The organism is Rhizobium sp. HT1-10 (genome assembly GCF_049472505.1).
In the GTDB taxonomy this organism is placed as follows: Bacteria; Pseudomonadota; Alphaproteobacteria; order Rhizobiales; family Rhizobiaceae; genus Rhizobium.
The window spans coordinates 97,623-122,313 of sequence record NZ_JBCEBQ010000006.1; the positions used below are offsets into that span (position 1 = coordinate 97,623).

24 protein-coding genes are annotated in these 24,691 nt (G+C 62.5%); 13 read left to right on the plus strand and 11 right to left on the minus strand.

The window, feature by feature from the left end; genetic code table 11:
- Positions 1–120 precede the first annotated feature (120 nt).
- The gene (galU, locus tag VH564_RS16385; protein ID WP_423340926.1) at positions 121–1,008 is read left to right on the plus strand and encodes a UTP--glucose-1-phosphate uridylyltransferase GalU; all 888 of its coding nucleotides are present in this window, start codon (positions 121–123) and stop codon (positions 1,006–1,008) included.
- Between the two features lie 54 nt (positions 1,009–1,062).
- On the opposite strand, the gene VH564_RS16390 is transcribed toward galU, so the two are convergent.
- Complete coding sequence (locus tag VH564_RS16390; protein ID WP_423340927.1) at positions 1,063–2,577, minus strand: outer membrane beta-barrel protein; 1,515 nt, start codon at positions 2,575–2,577, stop codon at positions 1,063–1,065.
- Between the two features lie 170 nt (positions 2,578–2,747).
- Here VH564_RS16390 and VH564_RS16395 point away from each other — a divergent pair, with 170 nt between their 5' ends.
- Positions 2,748–3,743, plus strand: coding sequence for a KpsF/GutQ family sugar-phosphate isomerase (locus tag VH564_RS16395; RefSeq protein WP_423340928.1), 996 nt, complete (start codon positions 2,748–2,750; stop codon positions 3,741–3,743).
- Here the strand turns inward: VH564_RS16395 and VH564_RS16400 are convergent, their stop codons facing one another.
- Complete coding sequence (locus VH564_RS16400; protein ID WP_423340929.1) at positions 3,744–4,202, minus strand: NfeD family protein; 459 nt, start codon at positions 4,200–4,202, stop codon at positions 3,744–3,746. It lies immediately after the preceding gene.
- Positions 4,203–4,205: 3 nt separating this feature from the next.
- On the minus strand, positions 4,206–5,225 hold the full coding sequence (locus VH564_RS16405) for an SPFH domain-containing protein (RefSeq protein ID WP_423340930.1): 1,020 nt from the start codon (positions 5,223–5,225) through the stop codon (positions 4,206–4,208).
- Positions 5,226–5,415: 190 nt separating this feature from the next.
- Here VH564_RS16405 and queC point away from each other — a divergent pair, with 190 nt between their 5' ends.
- From queC to queE, 3 genes are read left to right on the plus strand one after another with little or no spacing between them, the layout of a single operon-like run.
- Positions 5,416–6,123 (plus strand): 7-cyano-7-deazaguanine synthase QueC, encoded by a 708-nt coding sequence (queC, locus tag VH564_RS16410; protein ID WP_423340931.1) that lies wholly within the window; start codon positions 5,416–5,418, stop codon positions 6,121–6,123.
- A 4-nt stretch (positions 6,124–6,127) separates the two neighbouring features.
- Positions 6,128–6,484 (plus strand): 6-carboxytetrahydropterin synthase QueD, encoded by a 357-nt coding sequence (queD, locus tag VH564_RS16415; protein ID WP_423340932.1) that lies wholly within the window; start codon positions 6,128–6,130, stop codon positions 6,482–6,484.
- Positions 6,481–7,221, plus strand: coding sequence for a 7-carboxy-7-deazaguanine synthase QueE (gene queE, locus VH564_RS16420; protein WP_423340933.1), 741 nt, complete (start codon positions 6,481–6,483; stop codon positions 7,219–7,221). Before queD ends, queE begins: the two co-directional genes overlap by 4 nt.
- A 6-nt stretch (positions 7,222–7,227) precedes the next feature.
- On the opposite strand, the gene hemH is transcribed toward queE, so the two are convergent.
- From hemH to VH564_RS16440, 4 genes are all read right to left on the minus strand, one after another.
- Positions 7,228–8,262, minus strand: a complete 1,035-nt coding sequence (hemH, locus tag VH564_RS16425; RefSeq protein ID WP_423340934.1) for a ferrochelatase — start codon at positions 8,260–8,262, stop codon at positions 7,228–7,230.
- Between the two features lie 125 nt (positions 8,263–8,387).
- Complete coding sequence (locus VH564_RS16430; RefSeq protein WP_423340935.1) at positions 8,388–10,409, minus strand: 5'-nucleotidase C-terminal domain-containing protein; 2,022 nt, start codon at positions 10,407–10,409, stop codon at positions 8,388–8,390.
- 209 nt (positions 10,410–10,618) lie between these two features.
- Complete coding sequence (gene pyk, locus VH564_RS16435) at positions 10,619–12,058, minus strand: pyruvate kinase (protein ID WP_423340936.1); 1,440 nt, start codon at positions 12,056–12,058, stop codon at positions 10,619–10,621.
- Positions 12,058–12,543, minus strand: coding sequence for a DUF1036 domain-containing protein (locus tag VH564_RS16440; protein WP_423340937.1), 486 nt, complete (start codon positions 12,541–12,543; stop codon positions 12,058–12,060). Before VH564_RS16440 ends, pyk begins: the two co-directional genes overlap by 1 nt.
- 198 nt (positions 12,544–12,741) lie before the next feature.
- Here VH564_RS16440 and VH564_RS16445 point away from each other — a divergent pair, with 198 nt between their 5' ends.
- From VH564_RS16445 to VH564_RS16455, 3 genes are all read left to right on the plus strand, one after another.
- On the plus strand, positions 12,742–13,530 hold the full coding sequence (locus tag VH564_RS16445) for an N-formylglutamate amidohydrolase (protein ID WP_423340938.1): 789 nt from the start codon (positions 12,742–12,744) through the stop codon (positions 13,528–13,530).
- A gap of 10 nt (positions 13,531–13,540) precedes the next feature.
- On the plus strand, positions 13,541–13,846 hold the full coding sequence (locus tag VH564_RS16450; protein WP_423340939.1) for a DUF1244 domain-containing protein: 306 nt from the start codon (positions 13,541–13,543) through the stop codon (positions 13,844–13,846).
- Between the two features lie 165 nt (positions 13,847–14,011).
- Positions 14,012–14,266 carry a DUF2312 domain-containing protein gene (locus VH564_RS16455; protein WP_111222345.1) on the plus strand — a complete coding sequence of 85 codons (255 nt, stop codon included), beginning with the start codon at positions 14,012–14,014 and terminating at the stop codon, positions 14,264–14,266.
- A gap of 110 nt (positions 14,267–14,376) precedes the next feature.
- Here the strand turns inward: VH564_RS16455 and VH564_RS16460 are convergent, their stop codons facing one another.
- Both VH564_RS16460 and VH564_RS16465 read right to left on the minus strand, forming a co-directional pair.
- Entirely contained in the window at positions 14,377–16,329 is a 1,953-nt protein-coding gene (locus VH564_RS16460; protein ID WP_423340940.1) for a DUF882 domain-containing protein, read from the minus strand.
- 175 nt (positions 16,330–16,504) lie between these two features.
- On the minus strand, positions 16,505–18,085 hold the full coding sequence (locus VH564_RS16465) for a sigma-54-dependent transcriptional regulator (RefSeq protein WP_423340941.1): 1,581 nt from the start codon (positions 18,083–18,085) through the stop codon (positions 16,505–16,507).
- A gap of 214 nt (positions 18,086–18,299) precedes the next feature.
- Between VH564_RS16465 and VH564_RS16470 the strand changes: the two genes are divergently transcribed.
- The 4 genes from VH564_RS16470 (at position 18,300) to VH564_RS16485 (ending at position 22,384) form a co-directional block, all read left to right on the plus strand.
- On the plus strand, positions 18,300–20,156 hold the full coding sequence (locus VH564_RS16470) for a M3 family oligoendopeptidase (RefSeq protein ID WP_423340942.1): 1,857 nt from the start codon (positions 18,300–18,302) through the stop codon (positions 20,154–20,156).
- Between the two features lie 17 nt (positions 20,157–20,173).
- Complete coding sequence (locus tag VH564_RS16475) at positions 20,174–21,331, plus strand: aminodeoxychorismate synthase component I (protein ID WP_423340943.1); 1,158 nt, start codon at positions 20,174–20,176, stop codon at positions 21,329–21,331.
- Complete coding sequence (locus tag VH564_RS16480; protein WP_423340944.1) at positions 21,316–21,960, plus strand: aminotransferase class IV family protein; 645 nt, start codon at positions 21,316–21,318, stop codon at positions 21,958–21,960. The genes VH564_RS16475 and VH564_RS16480 overlap by 16 nt, the downstream gene beginning before the upstream one ends.
- Before the next feature lie 139 nt (positions 21,961–22,099).
- Positions 22,100–22,384: a YciI family protein gene (locus tag VH564_RS16485; RefSeq protein WP_423340945.1), complete on the plus strand. Its 285-nt coding sequence runs from the start codon at positions 22,100–22,102 to the stop codon at positions 22,382–22,384.
- Positions 22,385–22,386: 2 nt separating this feature from the next.
- On the opposite strand, the gene VH564_RS16490 is transcribed toward VH564_RS16485, so the two are convergent.
- Entirely contained in the window at positions 22,387–22,680 is a 294-nt protein-coding gene (locus VH564_RS16490; RefSeq protein WP_423340946.1) for a type II toxin-antitoxin system RelE/ParE family toxin, read from the minus strand.
- Positions 22,677–22,961 carry a CopG family ribbon-helix-helix protein gene (locus VH564_RS16495; protein WP_423340947.1) on the minus strand — a complete coding sequence of 95 codons (285 nt, stop codon included), beginning with the start codon at positions 22,959–22,961 and terminating at the stop codon, positions 22,677–22,679. The genes VH564_RS16490 and VH564_RS16495 overlap by 4 nt, the downstream gene beginning before the upstream one ends.
- Positions 22,962–23,198: 237 nt before the next feature.
- Between VH564_RS16495 and VH564_RS16500 the strand changes: the two genes are divergently transcribed.
- Complete coding sequence (locus tag VH564_RS16500; protein WP_423340948.1) at positions 23,199–24,650, plus strand: homospermidine synthase; 1,452 nt, start codon at positions 23,199–23,201, stop codon at positions 24,648–24,650.
- Positions 24,651–24,691 lie beyond the last annotated feature (41 nt).

Sequence of the window (24,691 nt, forward strand, 5' to 3'; positions counted from 1 at the left end):
CAACAAAATCTTTACCATGCAACGAGGCCGTCGTCACCCATTGCCAAACCCTAGCAATTTTGGAATAGCGTTGGCCTTGGTTGCCTGATCAACTACGGGCGGATCGCCCAGGAGGTAAGTGTGGGACTGCACAAAAAAGTACGCAAAGCAGTGTTTCCGGTCGCTGGCCTTGGAACCCGTTTCCTGCCGGCAACCAAGGCGGTGCCGAAAGAAATGCTGACCGTCGTCGATAAGCCTGTCATCCAGTACGTCGTGGATGAGGCCATGGAAGCCGGGATCGAACATTTCGTTTTCGTCACCGGACGCAGCAAGCACGTTATCGAAGACTATTTCGACATCCAGTTCGAACTCGAGCAGACCCTGCGTCAGCGCAATAAGAATGCCGAACTGACGCTGCTGAGCAACCTGTTGCCGATCGCCGGCACAGCGAGTTTCACCCGCCAGCAGGAGCCGCTGGGCCTCGGACATGCCGTCTGGTGCGCCCGCGAGATCGTCGGCGACGAGCCATTCGCGCTGCTGCTGCCCGACATGGTCATGCAATCCGACGTCGGCTGCATGAAGAGCATGATCGAGCTGTATGAGCAGAGCGGCGGCAATGTTATCGGCGTCGAGGAATGCGCGCCGGACCAGACCCACAAGTACGGCATCGTCGGCGTCGGCGATAGCATCGGCAACGGCTTCCGCGTGACGGAAATGGTCGAGAAGCCACCGCAGGGCACCGCGCCCTCGAACTTCTTCATCAACGGCCGCTACATCCTGCAGCCGGAGATCTTCCAGATTCTCGAGCATCAGGAGCGGGGCTCCGGCAACGAAATCCAGCTGACAGACGGCATGCTGAAGCTTGCCAAGCAGCAGGATTTCGCTGGCTACCACTTCAAGGGCGAAACCTACGACTGCGGCGCCAAGGATGGTTTCATCCTAGCCAACGTCGCCTTCGCCCTGTCGCGCGCCGACATTCGCCCGACTGTCGAAGACGGCTTCAGGTCGCTGCTCGCCGCGTTGAAATAGACCGGACATCGCCGCTCGCCTGTCAGGGCGGGCGGTGTTCACTTCGAGAATCCCTTACCGCTTGACCGTCAGGCCAAGCCCCGCGCGAAACTGGCGCGTATCGTCGCCGGTTTTTTGCGTCGTCAGCTCATAGCCGACATTGCTGGTCATATCGAGATAGCGGTTCAATCCCCAGGTAAAGCCGAGTGCCGCGTCATAGACCGTCTGGTCGCTGACCGTCCCGCTGCTCGTGTAATCCCGCCACGTCGTGCCGCCGGTCAGTTTGGCGGTCAGGTCGTCGCGCAACTGGTGGGCGAGGGTGCCGGTCAGCTGGTAGGCAACATAGCCGCTTTCACCTGCCGTAGTCGACGGCTGCACCAACGTCGAGAAGCCGAGGCCGACATCCGTTCCCCGCTGCGGCGACCAGGCAATGCTGCCGTCGAGGGTGGGCGAATCGATCGAAGCGAGCCGCGCGTCGTCGAAGGAAGTGTGCTGGTAGCCGATCCCGAGCTCGCCCCTCAGCTTTTCTCCCATATCGAACTGCACCCCTGTCCGGGCACCGTAGCTGTTGTTCGACCGTTCATAGCCGGCGCTGTCGCGCTCGTCGTCATAGAGTGTCTTGCCGAGCTGGACTTCGAGGAAGGGAATCAGCGCCGGAGACAACTCGTAACCGATGCGGCCACGCCAGGTCCCGGCCGTCTGGTTTCGATCGCTGAGCGAAACCACCGATCCGTCGGTGAGAGTGGCGTCGGAGTAGACGGTGCGCGCGAGCGTCACGGCGGTCGTTCCGCGCAGCAGGCCGAAGTCGCGCTCGATCGACGCGCCGAGGTCCAGTTCGTTGACACCGGATTGCTTCGACGCGCCGCTCAGCGCGTTGGGGTCGTCCGTGTCCTCGCGGAAGAACTTGTAGCCGCCGGTCAGGTGTGCGGTTGTCTGGTCGGAAAGATCGAGGCGCAGGTCGGCGCCGATGTTGATGCTCGGCTGCTCCTCGCCATTGCCGCTGAGATTGCGCTGCCAGATGCCGTTGCCGGTCACCGTCAGCTGGTGCCGGTCCCAGTCCGAGGTCAGGGTATTCTCGAAATCCGTCTGCAGGAAGGTCCTGTGATCGTTGGTGCCGCCGCCCTTGTTGGTTTCGACGTTGAAGGATTGGTTGACGGAAGGGCGCAGGACGAAGGTTCCAAGCCTGATGCCAAGCCCATCTTCGTCGGAGACCTTCGGACGGGTCTTCAGGCTGTTCAGGCCGCTGTCGCGCATGTTGACGCGGCCGATATCGTCGTCGAGGATCGAGCCCGTCCGCAAGCTGACGAGGGGGTCGAAGGTCAGACGAGGGTTGGGCCGGGAATCGTCGTCGTTGCCAGTGCTGCTGGCGGCCGCGTTGACCGAAGCGGGCTCGCCGCCGGTCGGCGCCACGGGAGCGGTCGGCGTGTTGGGGTCGGCGGTCGGGCCGGTTGTCGCCGCCACTGCGGCGTTCAGCGCCTGGGCCGACACGAGAGCTGGCGCCATGAGGACGCCGCAGCCGATCGCCGCTGAAACGGCATATGCCGTCAGACGGAGCGAATGGTCCGCTGCCCTGTGTTTGCCTCTTGCCATGCGATCCCGTGTCCGGCAGCTCAAAAATCGTTAACCCACCGTAAAGGCATGTGGTTAACGCTTCGTTTCGAAACGGCCGGCGGCCCTTTCAGGGCGCTTGTTTGTGGGCTGGTAAAGGCCTCCGCCATTCCCGCATGGACAGATTTCTGAAAAAGCGTTAACCCGTTGCCATGAACAAGAGAGCTATGAATCTGGTCGAGAACGGCGCCATTGAATCCGCCATGCGGACAATCGAAACCGAGCGACGAGGCCTTGAGGCACTCGAGCGCGCGATGGCGGGCTCCTTGGCGGAGCCTTTCGCCCGTGCGGTCGCGCTGATCGGCGATATCACCGGCCGTGTCATCGTGACGGGCGTCGGCAAGAGTGGCCACATCGGCGCGAAACTCGCGGCGACGCTGGCCTCGACCGGCACGCCGGCTTTTTTCGTTCATTCGGCTGAAGCCAACCACGGCGATCTCGGCATGATCGCCCACGACGATGTCATCATCGCCATGTCGTGGGGGGGGGAAACCGCCGAGCTCAAGGGCATCCTCACCTATTGCCGCCGCTTCTCCGTGCCGTTGATTGCCATTACCTCCGGGTTGACGTCTTCGCTCGGCCGCGAAGCCGATGTTGTTCTACTGCTGCCGAAGGAGCAGGAAGCTTGCCCGCACGGCCTGGCGCCGACGACATCGACGCTGCTGCAACTGGCTATCGGCGATGCATTGGCCGTGGCGTTGATGGAAGCCCGCGGCTTTACCGCGACCGATTTTCACGTCTTCCATCCCGGCGGAAAACTGGGGGCTAGCCTCACCCATGTTGCCGACATCATGCATACCGGCGAGCGTGTTCCTCTGGTGGCGCAGGGCACCCCCCTGCCTCAGGCAATCGGCAAGCTGTCGAAAATGCGCTTCGGCTGCGTCGGCGTGCTGGATGACGAGGGACGTCTTTGCGGCATCGTCACCGATGGCGATATCGCCCGCAATCTCGATCGCAGTCTCGGCGAACTCAATGTCGATGATATCATGACGAGCAACCCGAAGACAGTTCGGGCCACCACGCTTGCGACCGGCGCCATGGCCGTGCTCAACAACAACAACATCTCGGCGCTGCTTGTCGTCGACGAGGACCGCCGGCCGATCGGGCTTGTGCATTTCCACGATCTCTTGAGGATCGGCGTCGCCTGATCAGGCGGCCTCGACCGTCAGCTGGCGACTATCGCTGGCAATGATTTTCACCCGCGTTCCCGTCGGCAGGTCTGGCCCGATGACCGACCAGTAGGTATCGTCGATGCGGACGCGACCTCGACCCTCGCTGATCGGTTCGTGCAGCACGGTCGTGCGGCCGACGAGGCTTGCGGAGCGTTGGTTGAGAAACGGCTCGTCCGTGGCGTTCCTGTTCTTGTAGAAATAGCGCCGGCCAAGCAATGCCGCGGCGACCGCGAGAACGGCAAACAGCAGCATCTGCAGCTGCCAGCTCCAGAAGGCCTCTTCCCAGAGGCCAAGCGAGGCCGCGCCAACGATAATCGCCGCAAGTCCGACCCAGACGAGAAAGACGCCAGGTACCAGCAGCTCGGCGCCCAAAAGCAGAAGCCCGAGCACCCACCAGCTCCAGGGACCGAGTTGGAGGATCAGATCGCTGAGCATCGATCAGCTCTCCTGCGGCGGGTTCAGCGGGTTGACTAGCGGTGTCGTGCGGGCCGGCGCTGTGCGTGTGCGCGGTGGCTGAGCAGGGCCGGCGTTCGCGGCCTCGCCGCCGAAGACTTCGCGGGCAATGGCGCCGATGCCGCCGAGCGAACCAAGGATGGATGAGGCCTCGATCGGCATCAGCACGACCTTGGAGTTCGATGCCGAACCGATCGCTGTCAGCGCTTCGGTGTATTTCTGGGCGACGAAGTAGTTGATGGCCTGGACGTCACCGGCGGCGATCGCCTCCGATACCATCATGGTCGCCTTGGCTTCGGCCTCGGCCATGCGTTCGCGGGCCTCGGCATTGCGGAAGGCAGCTTCGCGCTGACCCTCGGCCTGCAGGATGGCGGATTGCTTGGCGCCTTCGGCGCGCAGGATCTGGGCGTTGCGCGAACCTTCGGCTTCCAGCACCTGGGCGCGCTTTTCGCGCTCGGCCTTCATCTGCCGGCCCATGGCGTCGACCAGATCGCGTGGTGGCTGGATATCCTTGATCTCGACGCGGGTGACCTTGATGCCCCAGGGACCGACGGCCTCGTCGACGACGCGCAGGAGCTTGTCGTTGATGATCTCGCGGTTCGACAGCAGTTCGTCGAGGTCCATCGAGCCCATGACCGAGCGGATGTTGGTCATCGTCAGGTTGAGGATGGCGTTTTCGAGGTTGGAGACCTGATAGGCTGCCTGGGCGGCGTTCAGGATCTGATAGAAGCAGACGGCGTCGGCAGACACGCTGGCATTGTCCTTGGTGATGACCTCCTGGGTCGGCACCGCCAGCACCTGCTCCATGACGTTCATCCTGGTACCGATCCGCTCGACAAAGGGCAGGATCAGGTTCAGACCCGGCTCCAAGGTGCGGGTGTAGCGGCCGAAACGCTCGATCGTGTAGCGATATCCCTGCGGAACCGTCTTGATGCCGGCAAAGAGCACCATGACGACAAGCACCACGAAGACGATCACAACGATATCAAATCCACCCAAAACCATCAAAATCTCCCTACTCATTCAACGCACAGTAGCCTAGCCGGGCGCGGAATCACACCCATACACAAAGAGTTGCGCCGTCCGATTTGCGACATCAGGTAAAAAAGGCGTTTTCAGCTGGCGCAGTTTGCCCTAGAGAACCACTCCGAACTAACCGGTCGCAGCCTACCCGGTAAAAACAAGGACACCTGATATGAAAACCATCGTCGTCTGCTCCGGCGGACTGGATTCCGTTTCGCTTGCCTACAGAACGGCCGCAGAGGGATCTCTTCTCGGCCTTCTCTCCTTCGACTACGGTCAGAGGCACAAGAAAGAACTCAATTTTGCCGCCGCATGCGCCACGAGGCTCGGCGTCTGGCACGAGATCATCGACATCAGCGGCATCGGCCGCCACCTGACCGGCTCGGCGCTGACCGACGACATCGCCGTTCCCGATGGCCACTATGCCGAGGAGACGATGAAATCGACCATCGTCCCCAACCGCAATGCCATCATGCTGGCCATTGCCTTCGGCGTCGCGGCGGCCCGCAAGGCCGATGCCGTAGCCGTCGCCGTGCATGGCGGCGATCACTTCATCTATCCGGATTGCCGGCCCAGCTTTATCGACAGCTTCCAGCGGATGCAGACGGAAGCGCTCGACGGCTATGCCGAGGTCACCTTGCTGGCACCCTATGTGACGATCTCCAAGGCCGATATCGTCACCGACGGCGTCAGGCACGGCACGCCCTTTGCCGAGACGTGGTCCTGCTACAAGGGCGGCGAGCGTCATTGCGGGCGCTGCGGCACCTGTGTCGAGCGGCGCGAAGCCTTTGCGCTTGCCGGGGTGGATGATCCCACCGAATACGCGGATCCGGATTTCTGGGTCGGTGCCACGAATAGCTTCCGCGCGACGGAGGTGTAACCCCTTGTTTCGCATCACCAAGGAATTCCACTTCTCGGCCTCGCACCAGCTGACGCGGCTGCCTGCAAACCACCAGTGCGCCCGCCTGCACGGCCACAACTATATCGTCGTGGTCGAGCTCTCGTCGCCCGTTCTCAACGACGACGGCTTCGTGCGCGACTATCATGAGCTCGAGCCGCTGAAGCGGTACATCGACGATAACTTTGACCATCGCCACCTGAACGACGTGCTTGGCCATGACGCAGTAACATCGGAATGCCTGGCGAAGCATTTCTTCGACTGGTGCCGGGCGATCCTGCCGGAGACCTCGGCGGTGCGGGTCAGCGAGACGCCGAAGACCTGGGCGGAATACCGGCCATGACCCGCGACGCCGAAACACCGATCCGCATCAGCGAGATCTTCGGGCCGACGATCCACGGCGAGGGCGTGCTGATCGGCTTGCCCACAGTTTTCGTTCGCACCGGCGGCTGCGATTACCGATGTTCCTGGTGCGACAGCCTTCATGCGGTCGACAGCGCCTTCCGCGATACCTGGGCGGCGATGTCGGTCGACGATATCTGGGGGAAAGTCACTAGACTCTCGGGCAATCGGCCGTTGACGGTATCACTGTCGGGCGGCAATCCCGCCATCCAGCCGCTCGGACCCTTGATCGCGCGTGGACAGGCCGAAGGCTATCGCTTCGCGCTGGAGACGCAGGGCTCTGTCGCCAAGCCCTGGTTTGCCGACCTCGATGTGTTGGTCCTCAGCCCCAAGCCGCCGTCGAGCGGCATGATGGACACGGACTGGGATGCTTTGCAGCTCTGTCTCGATGCTGCGGCTGGCCGGCCGGCGACTGTGTTGAAATTCGTGGTCTTCGACGATGCGGACTATGCCTATGCAAGAGACGCTGCAGCTCGCCATCCGCATCTGCCGGTCTATCTCCAGCCCGGCAATCATACGCCGCCCGGGGGCACGGAAGTGGATGCCGCCATCGATCTCGACGGCATCAACGACCGGATGCTGTGGCTGATCGACAAGGTGACGGCGGACGGCTGGTTTGCCGCCCGCGTGCTGCCGCAGCTCCATGTCATCCTCTGGGGCAACCGGCGCGGGGTCTGAGAGGTCTCAGACCCAGCCCTGCAACTCGCGGCGGATGACCTTTTCCAGAACGTCAATGCCGTCGGCGCTGTCGTTCAGGCATGGGATGTGGGAAAACTTCTCGCCACCGGCGTGTTCGAAGATCTCCTTCGCTTCGCCGGCGATTTCCTCGAGCGTTTCAAGACAATCCGAGACGAAGCCTGGGTTCATCACGGCGATCCGCTTGACGCCTTCCTTGGCCAGCCGCTCGACCGTCTTGTCGGTATAGGGTTGCAGCCATTCCTCGGGGCCGAAGCGCGACTGGAAGGTGATCATCAGCTTCTCCTTGGAGAAGCCGAGGCGTTCGCGCAGCAGCCGCGCCGTCTTCATGCAGGCGCAGTGGTAGGGGTCGCCCTTCTTGAAGTAGGACATCGGGATGCCGTGGAACGAGGTGATGATGATTTCCGGCTCCCAGTCCAGCGTCGCCAGATGGTTTGTCACGGAATTGGCCAGCGCCTCGATATAGGCGGGGTCGTCGTGGTAAGGCGGCACGGTGCGTAGCGCCGGCTGCCAGCGCATCTTCAGGAGCGTCTCGAAGGCCTTGTCGTTGACGGTCGCAGTCGTGGCGGCAGCATATTGCGGATAGAGCGGGAAGAGCAGGATACGGTCGCAGCCGGCGGCCTTCAGCGCGTCGATGCGCGACGCGATCGATGGCTGGCCATAGCGCATGCCCCAGTCGACGACGACGTTGGGCAGGTCCTTCAATGCTTCGTTGAGGCGATCCGACTGGTTGCGCGTGTAGGTGCGCAGATAGCTCTCATCGAGATCCCGGTTCCAGATTTGCTCATAGGCCTTGCCGACCTTGCCCGGACGGACATTCAGCACGATGCCGAACAGGATCGGGTACCACTTCCATCGTGCCCACTCGATGACGCGCCGGTCCATCAGGAACTCGCGCAGATAGCGGCGCATGGACTTGAAGTCGGTGCCATCCGGTGTTCCGAGATTGACGATCAGAACGCCCACCTTGCCGATCGCGATTGTCGGGTGGCCTGCCGGGAGGGCGGAAACGTTTATCGTCATGGCAATGTCCAATCTTTCAAATCTATCACCGTTCTACGCAAGGCCGGGCCAACGGTTCAGATCTCGTAGAAACAAAAGCCGGTCCGGAAAAGCCCGGGCCGGCGATTAACGTGAGACCAATTGTCCTATTTGGCCGGAACCTGCAATTCGCGTCCGACCAGCAACCGGCGCGGGCTGACATGCGGGTTGGCGGCTGCGAGTTTCCGCCAGTCTGCCCCGTCGCCATAGAACGTCCGGGCCAGATCCCAGAGCGTGTCGCCGGCGACGATGACATGGGTGGTCGGCGTTTTGGCGGCAGCGGGAGCAGACGCGGTTGTCGCCTGCGTCGAGGCCGCGGGTGGCGTTGCTGCCGGGGGCGTTGGGGCCGCCGAGGGCGCAGGGGCTGCCGGAGCTGCTGTGGTCGATGCTGCCGGCGGCGGCGTGATCGGAGCAGGCGTGGGCGCGGTTGCTACGGTCGGCTTTTCAGCCGGCTTTTCGCCCGAGGGAGCGATCTGCGTCTCGGTGGGCTTGACCACATCCGGCTGGGCGCCGGAGGCTGCTGCGGCCACCTGCGTCACGCGGCCGTCGAGGTAGGGCTTGTAGGGATTGTGGGCGGCGAGATAGTCGGCGACCACCTGCTCGAGGTCGGGGCCGAAGTCATAGGCATTCTGGCCCTTGGTGGAAAACACGGTGTAGCCATCGCCGCCGGAGCGCATGTAGTTGTTGGAAACGACGCCGTAGGTCTTCTTCGGATCGAGCGGCACGAAGGCGTCGCCTTCCTTGACTTCGACCGAGACGACGCGGCTGCCGGGCGGCTTGGTCTTGTCGAAGGTGTACTTCATGCCCGAGACCTGCGGAAAGCGTCCGGCGCCGTCGGCGATCTGGCTGAGACCATTTTCCAGAGCAGCGACGACATCGGCGCCGGTGAGCTGGAAGGTGGCGACGGTGTTCTGGAACGGCAGCACGGTCAGGACATCGCCCGTCGTGAGATTGCCTGACGGCATCGAGGCGCGCAGGCCGCCGCCGTTCTGGATGGCGATGCTGATGCCTTGCGCCTTGGTGCGGTCGAGAATCGCGTCGGCGACGAGATTGCCCATCGAGCACTCCTGTGCCCGGCAGACTTCGCGCGCGCCCTCGATCGGGCCTTCAGATTTGCCGATGACCTTCTTGCGCATCTCGGCAATTGGCTTGGCCAATTCCTCGACGCGGGCGAGCATGGCCGGATCAGGGGTTACGGACGAATCCAGCAGGATCGGGTCGCCCTTGGCTTCCTTGACCACGCCGTTGTCGTCGAAGGTGACGGCGATATCGCCGAGGTAGCGGCTGTAGGACGCAGCGGTCACCACGGGGACCTTGTAGCCGGCCGGATTGTCGACCATCGTGGGGTAGGGGCCTTCCGCCTTGGGATCTGTGTTCGACAGCAGCGTGTGCGAATGGCCGCCGACAACGACGTCGACGCCGGGGATCTTGGCGATGGCGTCCACGTCACGGTGATAGCCGACATGGGTCAGCGCGATGATCTTGTTGACGCCTTGGGACTTCAGCATGTCGACCTCGGCATTGATCGCCTGGACGTCGTCGGTGACCTTGACATGGGGGCCGGGCGAGGCGAGCGCCGGCGTCTCCGTCGTGACAGCCCCGACGATGCCGATCTTCTGGCCGCCGATGTCGAGAACGACCGATTTCTTGATGCGGTCGCCGAGCTTGGATTCGGAATCGATCACGAGGTTGGCGCCGAGGACGGGGAACTGGACCTTGTCGAGGAAGGGCGCGAGCGCGCTCTCGCCGTCGTCGAATTCGTGGTTGCCGACCGTCATGGCGTCGAATTTCATGGCGTTCAGCAGTTCGACTTCGGCCTGGCCCTTGTAGGTGGTGTAGAACAGGGAGCCCTGGAAATTGTCGCCGGCGTCAAGCAGGATGACGTTCTGGCCTTCAAGCGCCCTGCGGCGGAGGTCGATTTCCGTCTTCAGCCTGGCTGCCCCGCCGAAGCATTCCTTCTTGCTCTCCTCGTCGGCAGAGCAGGTGGCGTCGAATTTGTTGATCGATTCGTCGCGGGAGTGGAAATCGTTGATGTGCAGAATGTTGAGCTGATAGTCGGCAAAGGCCGTGCCGGCGCTGAGCGACATCAGCGTGACGGTCAACAGACCGAACCTGGCGATTTTCCTCATCTCTCTCTCCTGTTTGGCAAAGGCGCACTGCGCGGCAGCCCAACCGTCTCTCCTAGAGCCACTTCATGGCAGACGTACAATGATGGTGTTCGCGCCCGGGTGCAACCTCCCAGCACGCGGCACCTTCGACGTCTATCGGTCGCGCCCATGCAAAAAGCCCGCCGCCTCGGGTAAAGGCAGCGGGCTTTTCATTAACCAGAAACTGACAATCAGACGCCGCCCTGGCCGTCCGAGCCGATATAGGCCAGGCGCAGCATGTTGGTGGCGCCGGGCGTGCCGAGCGGTACACCGGCCGAGATGATGATGCGGTCGCCTGGCTTGCCAAATTCCTCGCCGACAACGATGCGGCAGGCGCGGTTGACCATATCGTCGAGGTCGGTCGCATCGTGGGTGACGACGCAATGCAGTCCCCAGACGACGGACAGGCGGCGAGCCGTCTGGACGCTCGGCGAGAGCGCCAGGATCGGCACGTTCGGGCGTTCGCGCGAGGTGCGCAGGCCCGTACCGCCCGATGACGTGTAGCAGACGATGGCGGTCAGCTTCAGCGTTTCGGCGATCTGGCGGGCGGCCAGCGAAATAGCGTCGGCGCCGGTTGCTTCCGGCTGCGGGCGCTGGGCGTAGATGATGCCCGGATAATGCGGCTCGCGCTCGATGGTGCGGGCGATCGAGGCCATGGTGGAGACGGCTTCGACCGGATAGTCGCCGGAGGCGGATTCGGCCGACAGCATGACGGCATCGGCGCCTTCGAAGACGGCGGTGGCGACGTCGGATACTTCGGCGCGGGTCGGAACCGGGGCCGAGATCATCGATTCCAGCATCTGGGTGGCGACGACCACAGGCTTGCCGGCCTTGCGGCAGGCGCGGATGAGCTGCTTCTGGATGCCGGGAACGGCTTCGAGCGGCATTTCGACGCCGAGGTCGCCACGGGCAACCATCAGGGCGTCGGAGAGTTCGATGATCTCGTCGATCCGCTCCAGAGCCTGGGGCTTTTCGATCTTCGACATCAGGCCAACACGACCGCCGGCGATCTTGCGCACTTCGGTCAGGTCTTCCGGGCGCTGGATGAAGGAGAGGGCAACCCAATCGACATCGTTGACGGCGAGAACGGCGTCGAGGTCGAGGCGGTCCTTGTCGGTCAGAACGCCAGCCGTCAGAATGGTATCAGGCAGGCTGACACCCTTGCGGTCGGAAATGGTGGTGCCAGACACGACCTTGGTGACGATCGTCTTGCCGTCGCAGGCTTCGGCGCGCAGGTAGAGCTTGCCGTCGTCGATCAGCAGGCGGTCGCCGGCCTTGACCGATTCCAGGATTTCCGGATGCGGCAGGAAGACGCGGGTGTTGTCGCCCGGCGTGTCGTTGCCGTCGAGCGTGAACGTCTGGCCGGGGACGAGCGTGACCTTGGTGTCGGCGAACTTGCCGACGCGCAGCTTCGGGCCCTGCAGGTCGGCGAGGATGCCGATCGGCCGGCCGCAGCGGGCTTCGACGGCGCGGATGCGCGAGACCAGGGTGCGCATCATCTCATGGCTGGAATGGCTCATGTTGATGCGGAACAGATCGGCGCCTGCTTCGTGCAGCTTCTGGATCATCGCTTCGTCAGAAGAAGCGGGACCGAGGGTGGCGAGGATTTTGACGTTTCTATTGCGTTTCATCAATTCTGGCTTTCTTGGCTTCCCGGGGTATCGGACAACTGAACCATCCAGCTCGCCTGCCTCCCCGTGTCGTATTCCTTGAATCCCATTTTCTGGTGACCGCGGGCATAGCAGTCCTTGACGCCCTCGATCTTGAACTCGTTTTCAGCCACGCACATTTCAACATTGCCGGTCCAGCGGCCGCCACGGGCAGCATCCTCGGCGTAGAGATAGTAGTAACGCGACTGCAACGGACCTTCGATCAGCGTGGCGCATGTGGTGGCCGGGACCTGCCACCATCCTTCCGTCACCCAACCCTGCTTGGCGCGATAGCCGATGGCGACGCCGACGAGGTTTTGCGTGCCGTTGCAAACGCGGAAATCTGCGAGCGCAACGTTCGGCAGGACAAATGGCGAGGCTGCGGCCAGGGCAAAAAGGGCAAGCTTGACGAGCGGTCTGGACCGCTTAACGAAACTGGGCGCGACTTGGCTGGACACTGCTTCCAATGGGCTCCATGATTATTCGTTCTCCCGTCTTCTTGCGCTGCCGTCCCCGGAATGTCAACGCAATGCTAATCGATTATATTCGTTCACGCCTTTGTCATCGGCGACCCTATTGCCGCCGCGATCGGATGCGAACCTTGCGCCATACCGTCCCGCATGCGATCAAGCAGCGGACTGAAATGAGGCCGGCAGTAATCGCGCATGGATGACTTCAAGGCTTACGAAATCCTAGACGGCAATCGTGACAGCGGCATGGTGATCCTCGGCGATCACGCGATGAATCGACTGCCGCCCCGTTACGATCAGCTCGGCCTACCGGCCGCGGCCTTCGAGCGCCACATCGCTTATGACATCGGTGTCGAGAGCCTCTGCCGAAGCCTTTCCGCAAGGCTTGGCGTGCCGGCTGTGCTCGGCGGCTTTTCGCGACTGCTCATCGACCCGAACCGCGGCGAGGATGACCCGACGCTGATCATGAAGATCTCCGATGGCGCCATCATTCCCGGCAACCATCCGATCTCGGCCGCCGAGTGGGACAACCGCATCGCCAGCTATCACCGGCCCTACCACCAGGCGGTCGGCGAAACCATCGCCAGCGTCGCTGCGGCAAGCGGTAAGGCACCACTGGTGCTGTCGCTGCACTCCTATACGCCGGCCTGGAAGGGCGTGCCCCGGCCATGGCATGCAGCGGTGCTCTGGGATACCGATGATCGCGCCGTGCTGCCATTGCTGTCGATGCTGCGTGCCGAGGGACTGGTCGTCGGCGACAACGAGCCCTATGACGGTGCCCTTCGCGGCGACACGCTCTATCGCCATTGTATGGTTACGGGCATCCCGCACACGCTGCTCGAAGTCCGCCAGGATCTGATCGGTGATGCTGCCGGCGTGGCCGAATGGGCTGACCGGCTGGCGCCCATCTTTGCTGCCATGAACGCTGACCCCGCGCTGCACCGTTACCAGATCTTCCCGTCGCGCACCGGCCCCTATGCATAAGGAGAACATGATGACCGAACTCAGCCAGGAACAGCAGACCGAGTTCGAGGCGGCTGCCTTCCGTCGTCTGGTCGGCCACCTGCGCGAACGCGGCGACGTCCAGAACATCGACCTGATGAACCTCGCCGGCTTCTGCCGCAACTGCCTGTCGAAATGGTATGGGGAGGCGGCCGGCGAAGCCGGGGTGCCGCTCACAAAGGATCAGTCGCGCGAGATCATCTACGGCATGCCCTATGACGCGTGGCAGAGCCTCCACCAGACGGAGGCGACGCCTGTGCAAAAAGCCGCTTTTGAAACCAACAAGCCAAAAGAATAGATCAAGCTTTAGCAAATCGGCTTGACCTCCAGCGCCGTTCGCGGCACGTCATGCCCCGATCAAACCAATCCGTCCGTCCAACGAGCGGCCCCTGCCGTCGACACGGTTGCCGGCCAGCGCCTTGCGTTTTACGGCCCCTTGTCTGTCTATTGAGGAAAGAGATCCATGAGTGAAGTAATGGGCGCAGAGCCGGTCGCGGCTGCCGAACTGAAGCAGTTCATCGAGCGCATCGAGCGTCTGGAAGAAGAAAAGGCCGCCATCAGCGGCGACATCAAGGACGTCATGGGCGAAGCCAAGGGCCGCGGTTACGACACCAAGGCCATCCGCACCATCATCCGCCTGCGCAAGAAGGATGCCAACGAGCGCATGGAAGAAGAAACCATCCTGCAGACCTACATGGCTGCCCTGGGCATGGAATAATCGGTCGTTGCCGCCGGCGGAACGGCCGGCGGCACGCTGCCTGCGAACGACCCAAACAAAAATCCCGCCGGATCGCTCCGGCGGGATTTTTTGTTCAGGCAATCGTTCGGCTATTGCAGCGTGTCGAATTTCTTGACCGGCAGGAAGTTGACCGCGGAGCCGTTGAAGCGTTCCGGATCGATCGCGGCAGTCTGCTGCTTGAAGCCTTCGGTATAGACGGTGGTCGGCTGGGCGCGCAGCTGCTGGCTGACGAAGCGCGGGGCCTTGACGGCGCGGCCGACGGTTTCGAGGCGGGCGTTGCTCAATGCCCAGTGCTCGACCATCTTTTCGGTCAGCTTGGGCTCGGTGCGGACGGTGGCGCGCCCGGCTGTTGCCACGACGGCGTCCTGCTTGCTCGGGCGTCCGCCCTTGGTCGGTATGCCGGCGGCGATGTTGTTTTCGGCGGCGGTTGGGACCTCAAACGCGTCGTAGAAGCGCACACCGCTCGTCGCCGGGGCAATCTTTGTCGGCGGGACCAGTGCTGCCATCTCCATCGGCACGGAGGCCGGTGTCTGGCGCTGAGCAGGACGCTGCATCGGCACGACCTGCGGGGTGGCGGTGGGAACAACCTGCGGCGTCACGGCGGCAATCGCCTGGGCTGCCGGCGGCATCGGCGTTGCGGCCAGTGCCTTCAGCATGTCCTCGTCGGAACGACGCTGATCGAGGGCGGCGACGACGGAGGGCGAAAGCGCGCCCTGATCGGCCGCATCATCCTCGGCTTCGGTATCCGACTGGGCGGATGCAAGGAGGTTTTCAGCCACGGCCGGACGCTCGACAGGAACCGGCACGGAGGTCAGCGGCGAGTCAGCCTGTGAATTCATCGGGTGAGACGATGCGGTCAGCATTTCGGCATCGCCAGGGGCGCGGCGCTGGCCGAGCAGCGACGGCGTCGGCACGCTGAACGAACTCAGGTCGGTATACTGCGAGCCGGAGGCCGCGCCATTGGCGGGCAGGGCTGCAGCCAGGGCATCCTGGGCGGGATTGCGACTTGGCGAAACCAGGGCGGAGGCCACTTCGCTGCCGGCGGTCGTGCCGAAGGAGGGGCGAACGGCCGGGATCGGGGCGTTAAGGCTTGCAACCGCCGTCTGCGGCGCGTCGTCATCCGACGGCTGGACCACGGCCGGAGCCTGCTGGCGCGGAGATGCTGTTGCCGTGGCCGTAGCGGTCGGCGTGCTCTCCGAATCGGAATTGTCTTCGGCCTCGTCGGCTCCACCGCCGCCAAACAGCGTCGCAAAGAAGCCGCGATGCTTGGTCGGAGACGCGCTGGCGATCTGGATGTCGTCGGAGGACATGCGGCGCTTGTAGTCGGCAACCGCCTGTTCATAGCCGGGCAATGGCTTGCCATCGGCCGGGATGTGCATGGTCTTGCCGTTCGGGAACAGGCGGACCAGATCCTGGCGATCCATGCGCGGCCAGGCACGCACGCCGCCTACGTCCATATGGACGAAAGGCGAGCCTGAGGTTGGATAATAGCCGACGCCGCCGGTCTGCAGTTTCATGCCGAGTTCGCGCAGTTTTGTCAGCTTGACGTCGGGAATGTAGAAGTCCATCGCGTTGCCGAGCATATGCTGGCTCTTCTTCGCGACGCCGGTATGGGCGTTGCGGGTGCGCAGCATCTCGTTGGTGTCGGGCGAGCGGAAACCGCAGACGACGTTGATGAATTCATGCGAGCCGCTTTCGCGGTAGACTTCCCAGATGAGGTCGAAGAGGCGCGGGTTCATCTTGGTCGGCTGATTCTTGCGCCAGTCGCGCAGGATGCGGTTCAGCTGTTCCAGACCACGGGGGTCGAACTTGCCGTTGCGCTTGTAGGTGATGACGGCCTTTTCGCCGGTGTGGACGTAGTAGATTTTCAGGCTGCGCGTCTCGCCCTCGGCCTGAGATGGACCCCCGACAAAGACCGGCGTCGAGACCGCGATGGCAACGGCGCCAATGGCTAGAGCCTTGGCCGTCTTCATGCAGATCCGCGAGCACACGGTACGCCAGGTCAAGCTGTTGAGCTTGTTATTTCCATTCAGTTTCTGCAAGTCGATCCCCGTCCGACAGCAAATGCCGCATCACGTTCCAAATGTCTGTCAATTGCGGTCACACGATGGCAAAAATGCCACACATGTTCAACCACTTCTTACATAGTGAACGATGCACTAACAAGAGCTTTACGACCAGTAACCAAATATGCTTGCTCGAACGTTAAGAAATCGATCATGCGGCGTTTTTCTGGGGATCGTCTGGATCGATCCCGTAATCCTTCAGCTTTCGGTAGAGTGTGGAGCGGCCGATACCCAGCTTCCGCGCGACTTGGCTCATCTGGCCGTGATAGAATTTTAGCGCGAAACGAATCAGCTCTTCCTCGACATCGGCCAGTTTGCGGACCTCGCCCGAGGGGCCAGTACTGGCGATCTGATTGTCCGGAATGGAGAATTCCGCCGTTTCATGATGATGCGGTGCCGATGATTCGGCCTCTTGGTCCCGGTCGAAATCGGTCTCGCTGCCGCCGACCAGCGACAGTCCGCCTTCGCCCATCGCCCGGCGAATGATGCCGCCCGAAGCCATTTGCTCGGAGGTGAGGTAACCCGGAAGTTGTGCGGCGATCTGCGGGAAGTCGGCCTCGACGAGGTCGGTGCCGTGGGCCAGTACCACCGCCCGGAAGATCGCGTTTTCCAGCTGGCGGATGTTGCCCGGCCAGTCGTAGGCCGTCAGCAGGGCCATTGCTCCGGCGCTGATGCCGAGCGTGTGACCGACCTTCTGCTCGGCCGAAAACCGCTCGACGAAGACGCGCACCAGATGCGGGATGTCTTCCTTACGGCGGCGCAGGGCCGGTATGGTGATCGGGAAGACGTTGAGGCGGTAGTAGAGGTCCTCGCGGAACCGGCCGGCCTTCACTTCTTCGATGAGGTCCTTGTTGGTGGCCGAGATCAGGCGGACGTTGACTTTGTGGGGAACGCGGGCGCCGATCGTTTCGATTTCGCCCTGTTGGACGGCGCGCAGCAGCTTGACCTGAACCTCGACCGGCAGATCGCCGACCTCGTCGAGGAACAGGGTGCCGCCGTCGGCTTCCATGAACTTGCCGATGTGCCGTTCGGTGGCGCCGGTGAAGGCACCCTTTTCGTGGCCGAAGAGAATGCTCTCGACCAGATTGTGTGGAATGGCGCCGCAGTTGACGGTGATGAACGGTTTGGTGGAGCGGTCGCTGACCGACTGGATGGCGCGGGCGACCAGTTCCTTGCCGACGCCCGATTCGCCCTCGAGCACGACCGGAATGGTCGACTGCGCGGCGCGCTGGGCAAGGTCGATGATCCGCAGCATGGCGGGGCTGGCGGAGATGATGTCGTCCAAGCCGATGGTGCCGGAGCGCATCTTGCGACCGGCACGCGCCTTGGCCTCACGATGGTCGAGCTTGAGAGCGCCCGAGATAGCGCTGGCGATGCGTTCGGGTGAAACCGGCTTGACGACGAAATCGAAGGCGCCGGCGCGCATCGCCTGCACCACGGTTTCGATGCCGCCCTGACCAGTCTGGACGATGACGGGAACGTCGGTGCCCATTTCGTGCAGAGCCGCCAGGAATTCGAGCCCCCCCATCTCCGGCATCATCAGATCGAGCACGATGACGTTGACGCGGCCGCTGTTCTCTTTCAGCACTTCGAGCCCGACCCGACCGTTCTCGGCCAGCAGCGTGGCATAGCCATGCCGCTCGACGGCGTTCTTCAACAGCCGGCGCTGAACGGGGTCGTCCTCGACGATTAGAATCTGGGCGCCGACCTTGGCGTCATTATGTATGGTCATGAGTGCCTCACTTCATGCGAAACTTCACGCGACCTTGCCAGACAGGATTGAACATCCAGTTTTGAGAAATAAACGCATTTTAATCATTGGACGATCAGCGCCGCTGCCGACAGCCGCCTGATTTAGGCGCCAAAATCGCCTTGCCGCCATCGTCCCGGCCCATTAGACACGGCAGATGATGTGCCAGACCAGGAAAAGCAGAGGATAACTGCCCATGAGCCGCCATTCCCTCCACGCCCGTCTTAACCTTTCGGCTGATGTCGGTGTTAAAGCCAATGCCGAAGCAGCGCTCGGCGATCTGCCGGTCTGGAAGCTTGGCGATCTCTACCCCTCGGCGACATCCCCGGCCTTTATCGGCGACCTGGAAAAGGCCGCGACGCTGTCGGTCGCCTTTGCCGAGAAGTGGAAGGGCAAGCTCGGCACCGCCGCCATGGCCACCGGCGATGCCGGCATCGGCGCTGCGCTGCGCGAATACGAAGCGCTGGACGACCTGATGGGGCGGATCGCCTCGTTTGCCGGCCTCACCTATTTCTCCGACACCAGCAGCCCGGCCAACGGCAAGCTCTATGGCGACGTGCAGGCGAAGCTCACGGAATACAGTTCGCACCTGCTGTTTTTCGCGCTGGAACTCAACCGGCTCGACGACGTGCTGATCGACGCCTGCATGCAGAACGATCCGCTGGCCGGCCACTATCGCCCATGGCTTGTCGACCTCCGGCAGGACAAGCCCTACCAGCTCGACGACAAGCTGGAGCAGCTGTTCCTCGAAAAATCGATGACCTCGTCCGCCGCCTTCAATCGGCTGTTCGACGAGACGATGGCCGAGCTGCGCTTCGAGGTTGATGGCGAGATGCTGGCGCTCGAGATGACGCTGAACCTTCTGCAGGACCCCGACACCGCCGTGCGCAAAAAGGCGGCGATGGCACTGACCAAGACCTTCAAGGCCAATCTGCGGGTCTTCACGCTGATCACCAACACGCTCGCCAAGGACAAGGATATTTCCGACCGCTGGCGCGGGTTCAAGGACATCGCCGATTCGCGGCATCTGGCCAACCGGGTCGAGCGCGAGGTGGTCGACGCGCTGGCTGCTGCCGTGCGGGATGCCTATCCGCGGCTGTCGCACCGCTATTACAAGATGAAGGCCAAGTGGCTCGGCATGGAGCAGATGGATTTCTGGGATCGCAACGCGCCGCTGCCGGAAACATCGAATGCGCTGATCCCCTGGGGCGACGCCAAGGAAACGGTGCTGTCGGCCTATAACGACTTCGCCCCCGAGATGGCGGCCATTGCCCGCCGCTTCTTCGATGAGCAGTGGATCGACGCACCGGCACGGGCCGGCAAGGCACCCGGCGCCTTTGCCCATCCGACCGTTCCCTCCGCCCACCCCTACGTGCTGGTCAATTACCTCGGCAAGCCGCGCGACGTGATGACGCTCGCCCATGAGCTCGGCCACGGCGTGCACCAGGTGCTGGCCGGCGGTCAGGGCGCGTTGATGTGCCAGACGCCGCTGACGCTTGCCGAAACCGCCTCCGTCTTCGGCGAGATGCTGACCTTCCGGGCGCTCTTGGAAAAGACCACGGACAAGCGCGAGCGCAAGGCGATGCTCGCCCAGAAGGTCGAGGACATGATCAACACGGTCGTGCGCCAGATCGCCTTCTACGAATTCGAGCGCAAGCTGCACACCGCGCGCAAGGACGGCGAGCTGACGTCGGAGGATATCGGTGCGCTCTGGCTGTCGGTGCAAGAGGAAAGCCTCGGGCCGGCGATCCGCATTTCCGAGGGCTACGAGACCTACTGGACCTACATCCCGCACTTCATCCATTCGCCCTTCTACGTCTATGCCTATGCCTTTGGCGATTGCCTGGTGAACTCGCTCTATGCCGTCTACCAGAAGGCCGAACCGGGCTTCCAGGACAAGTATTTCGAGCTTCTGAAGGCCGGCGGCACCAAGCATCATTCCGAGCTGCTGAAGCCGTTCGGCCTCGATGCCACGGATCCATCGTTCTGGGCGAGGGGGCTTTCGATGATCGAGGGGCTGATCGACGAACTCGAGGCGCTCGACGCGGAGTAGGAGGCACCAAAGCCTGCATGGCCCACGAACCCTCCATCCTGTTTCGCGACGACACGACCGGCGAGGTGATGCTGTTTGCCGAGCCGGTCGACATCATCGTCGCCCATACGGCCGCCGAGGTGCTCGCCGGTCTCGACCGGATGGAGCGGGAGAAGGCGGCGGGCCGGTGGCTGGCGGGGTATATGGCCTATGAGGCCGGCTATGCCTTCGAAGGCAGGCTGGCGCCGCTGATCGATGAGGGTCGCCAGACGCCGTTGATGGTCTTCGGTGTCTTCGATGGTCCGGCCGCGGCGGACCATCCGCTTTCGCAGCCGCTCCAGCGCATGGAGAACGAGGCCTTCCTGACGGAGGCGAGGGCCGCCTGGGATTTTGCGGCCTACAAAGCCCGCTTCGATCGCCTGCACCAGCATATCCGCAAGGGCGATTGCTACCAGGGCAATCTCACTACGCCGGTTACGGCGCGCTGGAACGGCGATCCACGTGCCGCCTTCTGGTCGCTGATCGAGCGCCAGCCGGTCCGATACGGGGCGCTGGTCGATCTCGGCGGGCCGGTCATTCTCTCGCGCTCGCCGGAACTGTTCTTCCGGGTCGATGACCACGGCTGGATCGAAACCCATCCGATGAAGGGCACCGCGCCGCGCGGCGCTTCGCCTTCGGAAGACGCCGACATCATCGAGGCGATGCGCAGCGACGGCAAGACCCAGGCCGAAAACCGGATGATCGTCGATCTGCTACGCAACGACATCTCGCTGATTTCGGAGACGGGCAGCGTCGAGGTTCCGAAACTGTTCGACATCGAGACCTATCCGACCGTCCACCAGATGGTGAGCCACGTGCAGGCAAAGCTGCTGCCGGATCTCTCCATCCGGGACGTCTTTGCCGCGCTGTTTCCCTGCGGCTCGGTCACCGGCGCGCCGAAGCTGTGGGCGATGGAGATCCTGCACGGGCTGGAGGCCGGCCCGCGCGACGCCTATTGCGGCGCCATCGGCATGATTGCGCCCTCCGGCGCCATGCGCTTCTCCGTGGCGATCCGGACCATCACGCTGTTTGCCGATTTCAGGGCGACCTTCAACATCGGCGGCGGCATCGTCTTCGATTCGACCGCCGAGGCCGAATACGAGGAGTGTCTGCTGAAGGCGCGGTTTGCCGTGGGGGATGCATGGATCGTCCGGTAGCGGATTTTTCGCTGATCGAGACCCTGCGCTATGACCCCGGTGCCGGTTTCATCCGATTGCGCCTGCATCTGGCCCGGCTCGAGCGCTCGGCCCGACGGCTGGGCTTTCCGCACCCGAAAGACGTTGCCGCACGCCTTGCCGATGCCGTTGCCGACACCATCGGCCCGCAGCGGGTCCGCCTGACCTTCGATCGCGCCGGCCGGATCGCCGTCACCAGGGCAGACTTCGTGCCGCTCGCCGAGGGCACGGTCTGGCGGGTGCGCGTTGCGCAGACGCGCCTTGATTCCGGCGACACGCTGCTTCGTGCCAAAACCACCCTTCGCGCGGTCTATGAGCGCGCTCGTGCCGAGTTCAGCTCGACCGAGGCCGACGAGGTTCTTCTGCTCAACGAAAGTGATGAGGTCTGCGAGGGGGCGATTACCTCTGTCTTCGTCGACGACGGTTCAGGCCTCCTGCGCACGCCGCCGATTGCCTGCGGCCTATTGGCCGGTGTGTTGCGGAACGAGTTGATTTGCGCGCGCAAGGCGCGGACCGGTCGGCTGGCGCTCGCCGATCTCGCCAACGGGAAGCTGCTTGTCGGCAACTCCCTGCGCGGCTTGATCCCTGCGGTGCTCGTCGCTGACGAGTGAAACGCGAGGCGGAGCGGCGAGAGTTCAGGACCCGCCGGCAACGTTCGATGTCCGAGCCTCAGAAGGAATTGCGTCGCCTGGCATTTTTGCACTATGCATTCTTTCTTGCAGCATCCGATCCAAACGCCGAAAGGGCTTCATGTTCATCCTCTCCCTGACCTATCTGAAGAGCAACGAAGAAGCCGATAAGGTCATGGAGGCGCATATGGCCTGGGTGGCGGAAGGTTATGACAAGGGTTCTTTCCTCGCCTCCGGCCGCAAGGTGCCGCGCACCGGCGGCGTGATCCTTGCCATCGGCGATCGGAGCGAGATCGAGGCCTATGCGGCGGCCGATCCCTTCACCCTGCATGGCGTCGCGAGCTATGAGATCACCGAGATCGGTCTGACAAGGACGGTCGAGGGACTCGAACTACTGAAGCGGTAGGGTCAGCCCTTTATATTGGTTCGAGGCGCAAACTTGCGCCCGTCGAAGATCTCGATGATCTGCAAATCGTTCCCAGCGATGCGATAGATGATCGAGTATGGCGACTGGTTGACTATCAGTCTCCGGACATCTTCAACATGTGTGCCAAAGCCAAGGCGTGGTCGATCTCTTAAGAGATCCACGGCACGCAATAGTCTTGCCGCGACAGAACTGGCCGCTTGGGGATTGTGATCAGCGATGAAGAGGCGAATGGCAACCAGATCCGCGACGGCGGCTTCGGCCCAAACGACGTTCACTGCGCTGTCTTGCGAGTGAGCGGCCTCGGCGCTGAAGTTTCTTCCGCAGTCCCCCAGGAGGTCAGCCAGCTTTTCATCGCCTCATGGGAAACAAATTCGCCGCTCTCGGCAAGGCGGATCGCGTCATCGATGGCCGCGATCTGCCATTCCTGTTGGGCCAGATATGCCTCAAGCGCCTCGGCAGTGATCGAGGTGGCCGAGCGATCGGTTGCTTGAGAAAGGCGATCAAGTCGCCGTTTCGTGTCATCCGAAAGATGTACGAATACCGTATTGTCCGACATGATCCGCTCTCCAAACCCCTAAATCGGAGTTTAACAAACGGCAGATCGTTCGGCAACATGGCCGGAATTTTGTGCGGTGATTAGATGTGGTGGCACTGGCACGGATAGATGATATGAACGCGTCGACCCTTTATTGTGACAGGTTTTTGTGATTAGAGCCCTTCACCCCGCCGTCAAGCACACCTATTGATGAATGATGCACATCGGAGAGCCTTCGCTCTTTGAAGGAGAAAAAGAATGAAGCAAGAAAACTACCCGGTATATGCCGAAATAACCGGCCCGATCGTGATGATCGGCTTTGGCTCCATCGGCCGCGGCACGCTGCCCCTGATCGAGCGCCACTTCAAATTCGACAAGAGCCGGATGGTTGTCATCGACCCGCGTGAACACGAAGGCGACATGGCCATTCTTGCCGAGCACGGCATCCGTCACATCAAGGAATACGTCACCAAGGAAAACTACAAGGAGCTGCTGAAGCCGCTTCTGACCGAAGGCGAAGGCCAGGGCTTCTGCGTCAACCTGTCGGTCGACACCGGCTCGCTCGACCTGATGAAGCTCTGCCGCAAGCTCGATGTTCTCTACATCGACACCGTCGTCGAGCCATGGCTCGGCTTCTATTTCGACAAGAACATGAAGAACGCTGACCGCACCAACTACGCGCTGCGCGAAACCGTTCGCCACGAGAAGAAGAAGAACCCGGGCGGCACCACGGCTGTTTCCACCTGCGGCGCCAATCCGGGCATGGTGTCCTGGTTCGTCAAGCAGGGCCTCGTCAATCTCGCCAACGATCTCGACATCAAGTTCGACGAGCCCGATCAGCACGACCGCGAAGGCTGGGCGAAGCTGATGAAGAAGGTCGGCGTCAAGGGCATCCACATTGCCGAACGCGACACCCAGCTGACCAAGAACCCGAAGCCAATGGACGTCTTCTGGAACACCTGGTCGGTCGAAGGCTTCATCTCGGAAGGCCTGCAGCCGGCCGAACTCGGCTGGGGCACCCATGAAGAATGGATGCCGAAGAACGCCAAGAAGCACAAGAAGGGCTGCCAGGCGGCCATCTACCTCGAGCAGCCCGGCGCCAACACCCGCGTCCGCACCTGGTGCCCGACGCCCGGCCCGCAGTACGGCTTCCTCGTCACCCACAACGAGTCGATCTCGATCGCCGACTACTTCACGGTGAAAGACAAGGACGGCGACGTCTCCTACCGTCCGACCTGCCACTATGCCTATCATCCGGCCAACGACGCTGTCCTGTCGCTGCATGAGATGTTCGGCAACGGCGGCAATGCCCAGCCGGTCATGCACGTTCTCGACGAGAACGAGCTGGTCGACGGCGTCGACGAACTCGGCGTGCTGCTCTATGGCCACGACAAGAACGCCTACTGGTTCGGCTCGCGCCTGTCGCTGGAAGAAACCCGCCGCATCGCGCCGTATCAGAACGCCACCGGCCTGCAGGTGACTTCGGCCGTTCTCGCCGGCATGGTCTGGGCGCTGGAAAATCCGACCGCCGGCATCGTTGAAGCCGACGAGATCGATTACAAGCGCTGCCTCGAAGTGCAGATGCCGTACCTCGGCCCGGTCGAAGGCCACTACACGGACTGGACGCCGCTCACCGGTCGTCCCGGCCTGTTTCCTGAGGACATCGACACCAACGATCCCTGGCAGTTCAAGAACGTTCTCGTTCGTTGATAAGACTGCCTGATTAGCATCTGCAAATGCCCGCACCGACC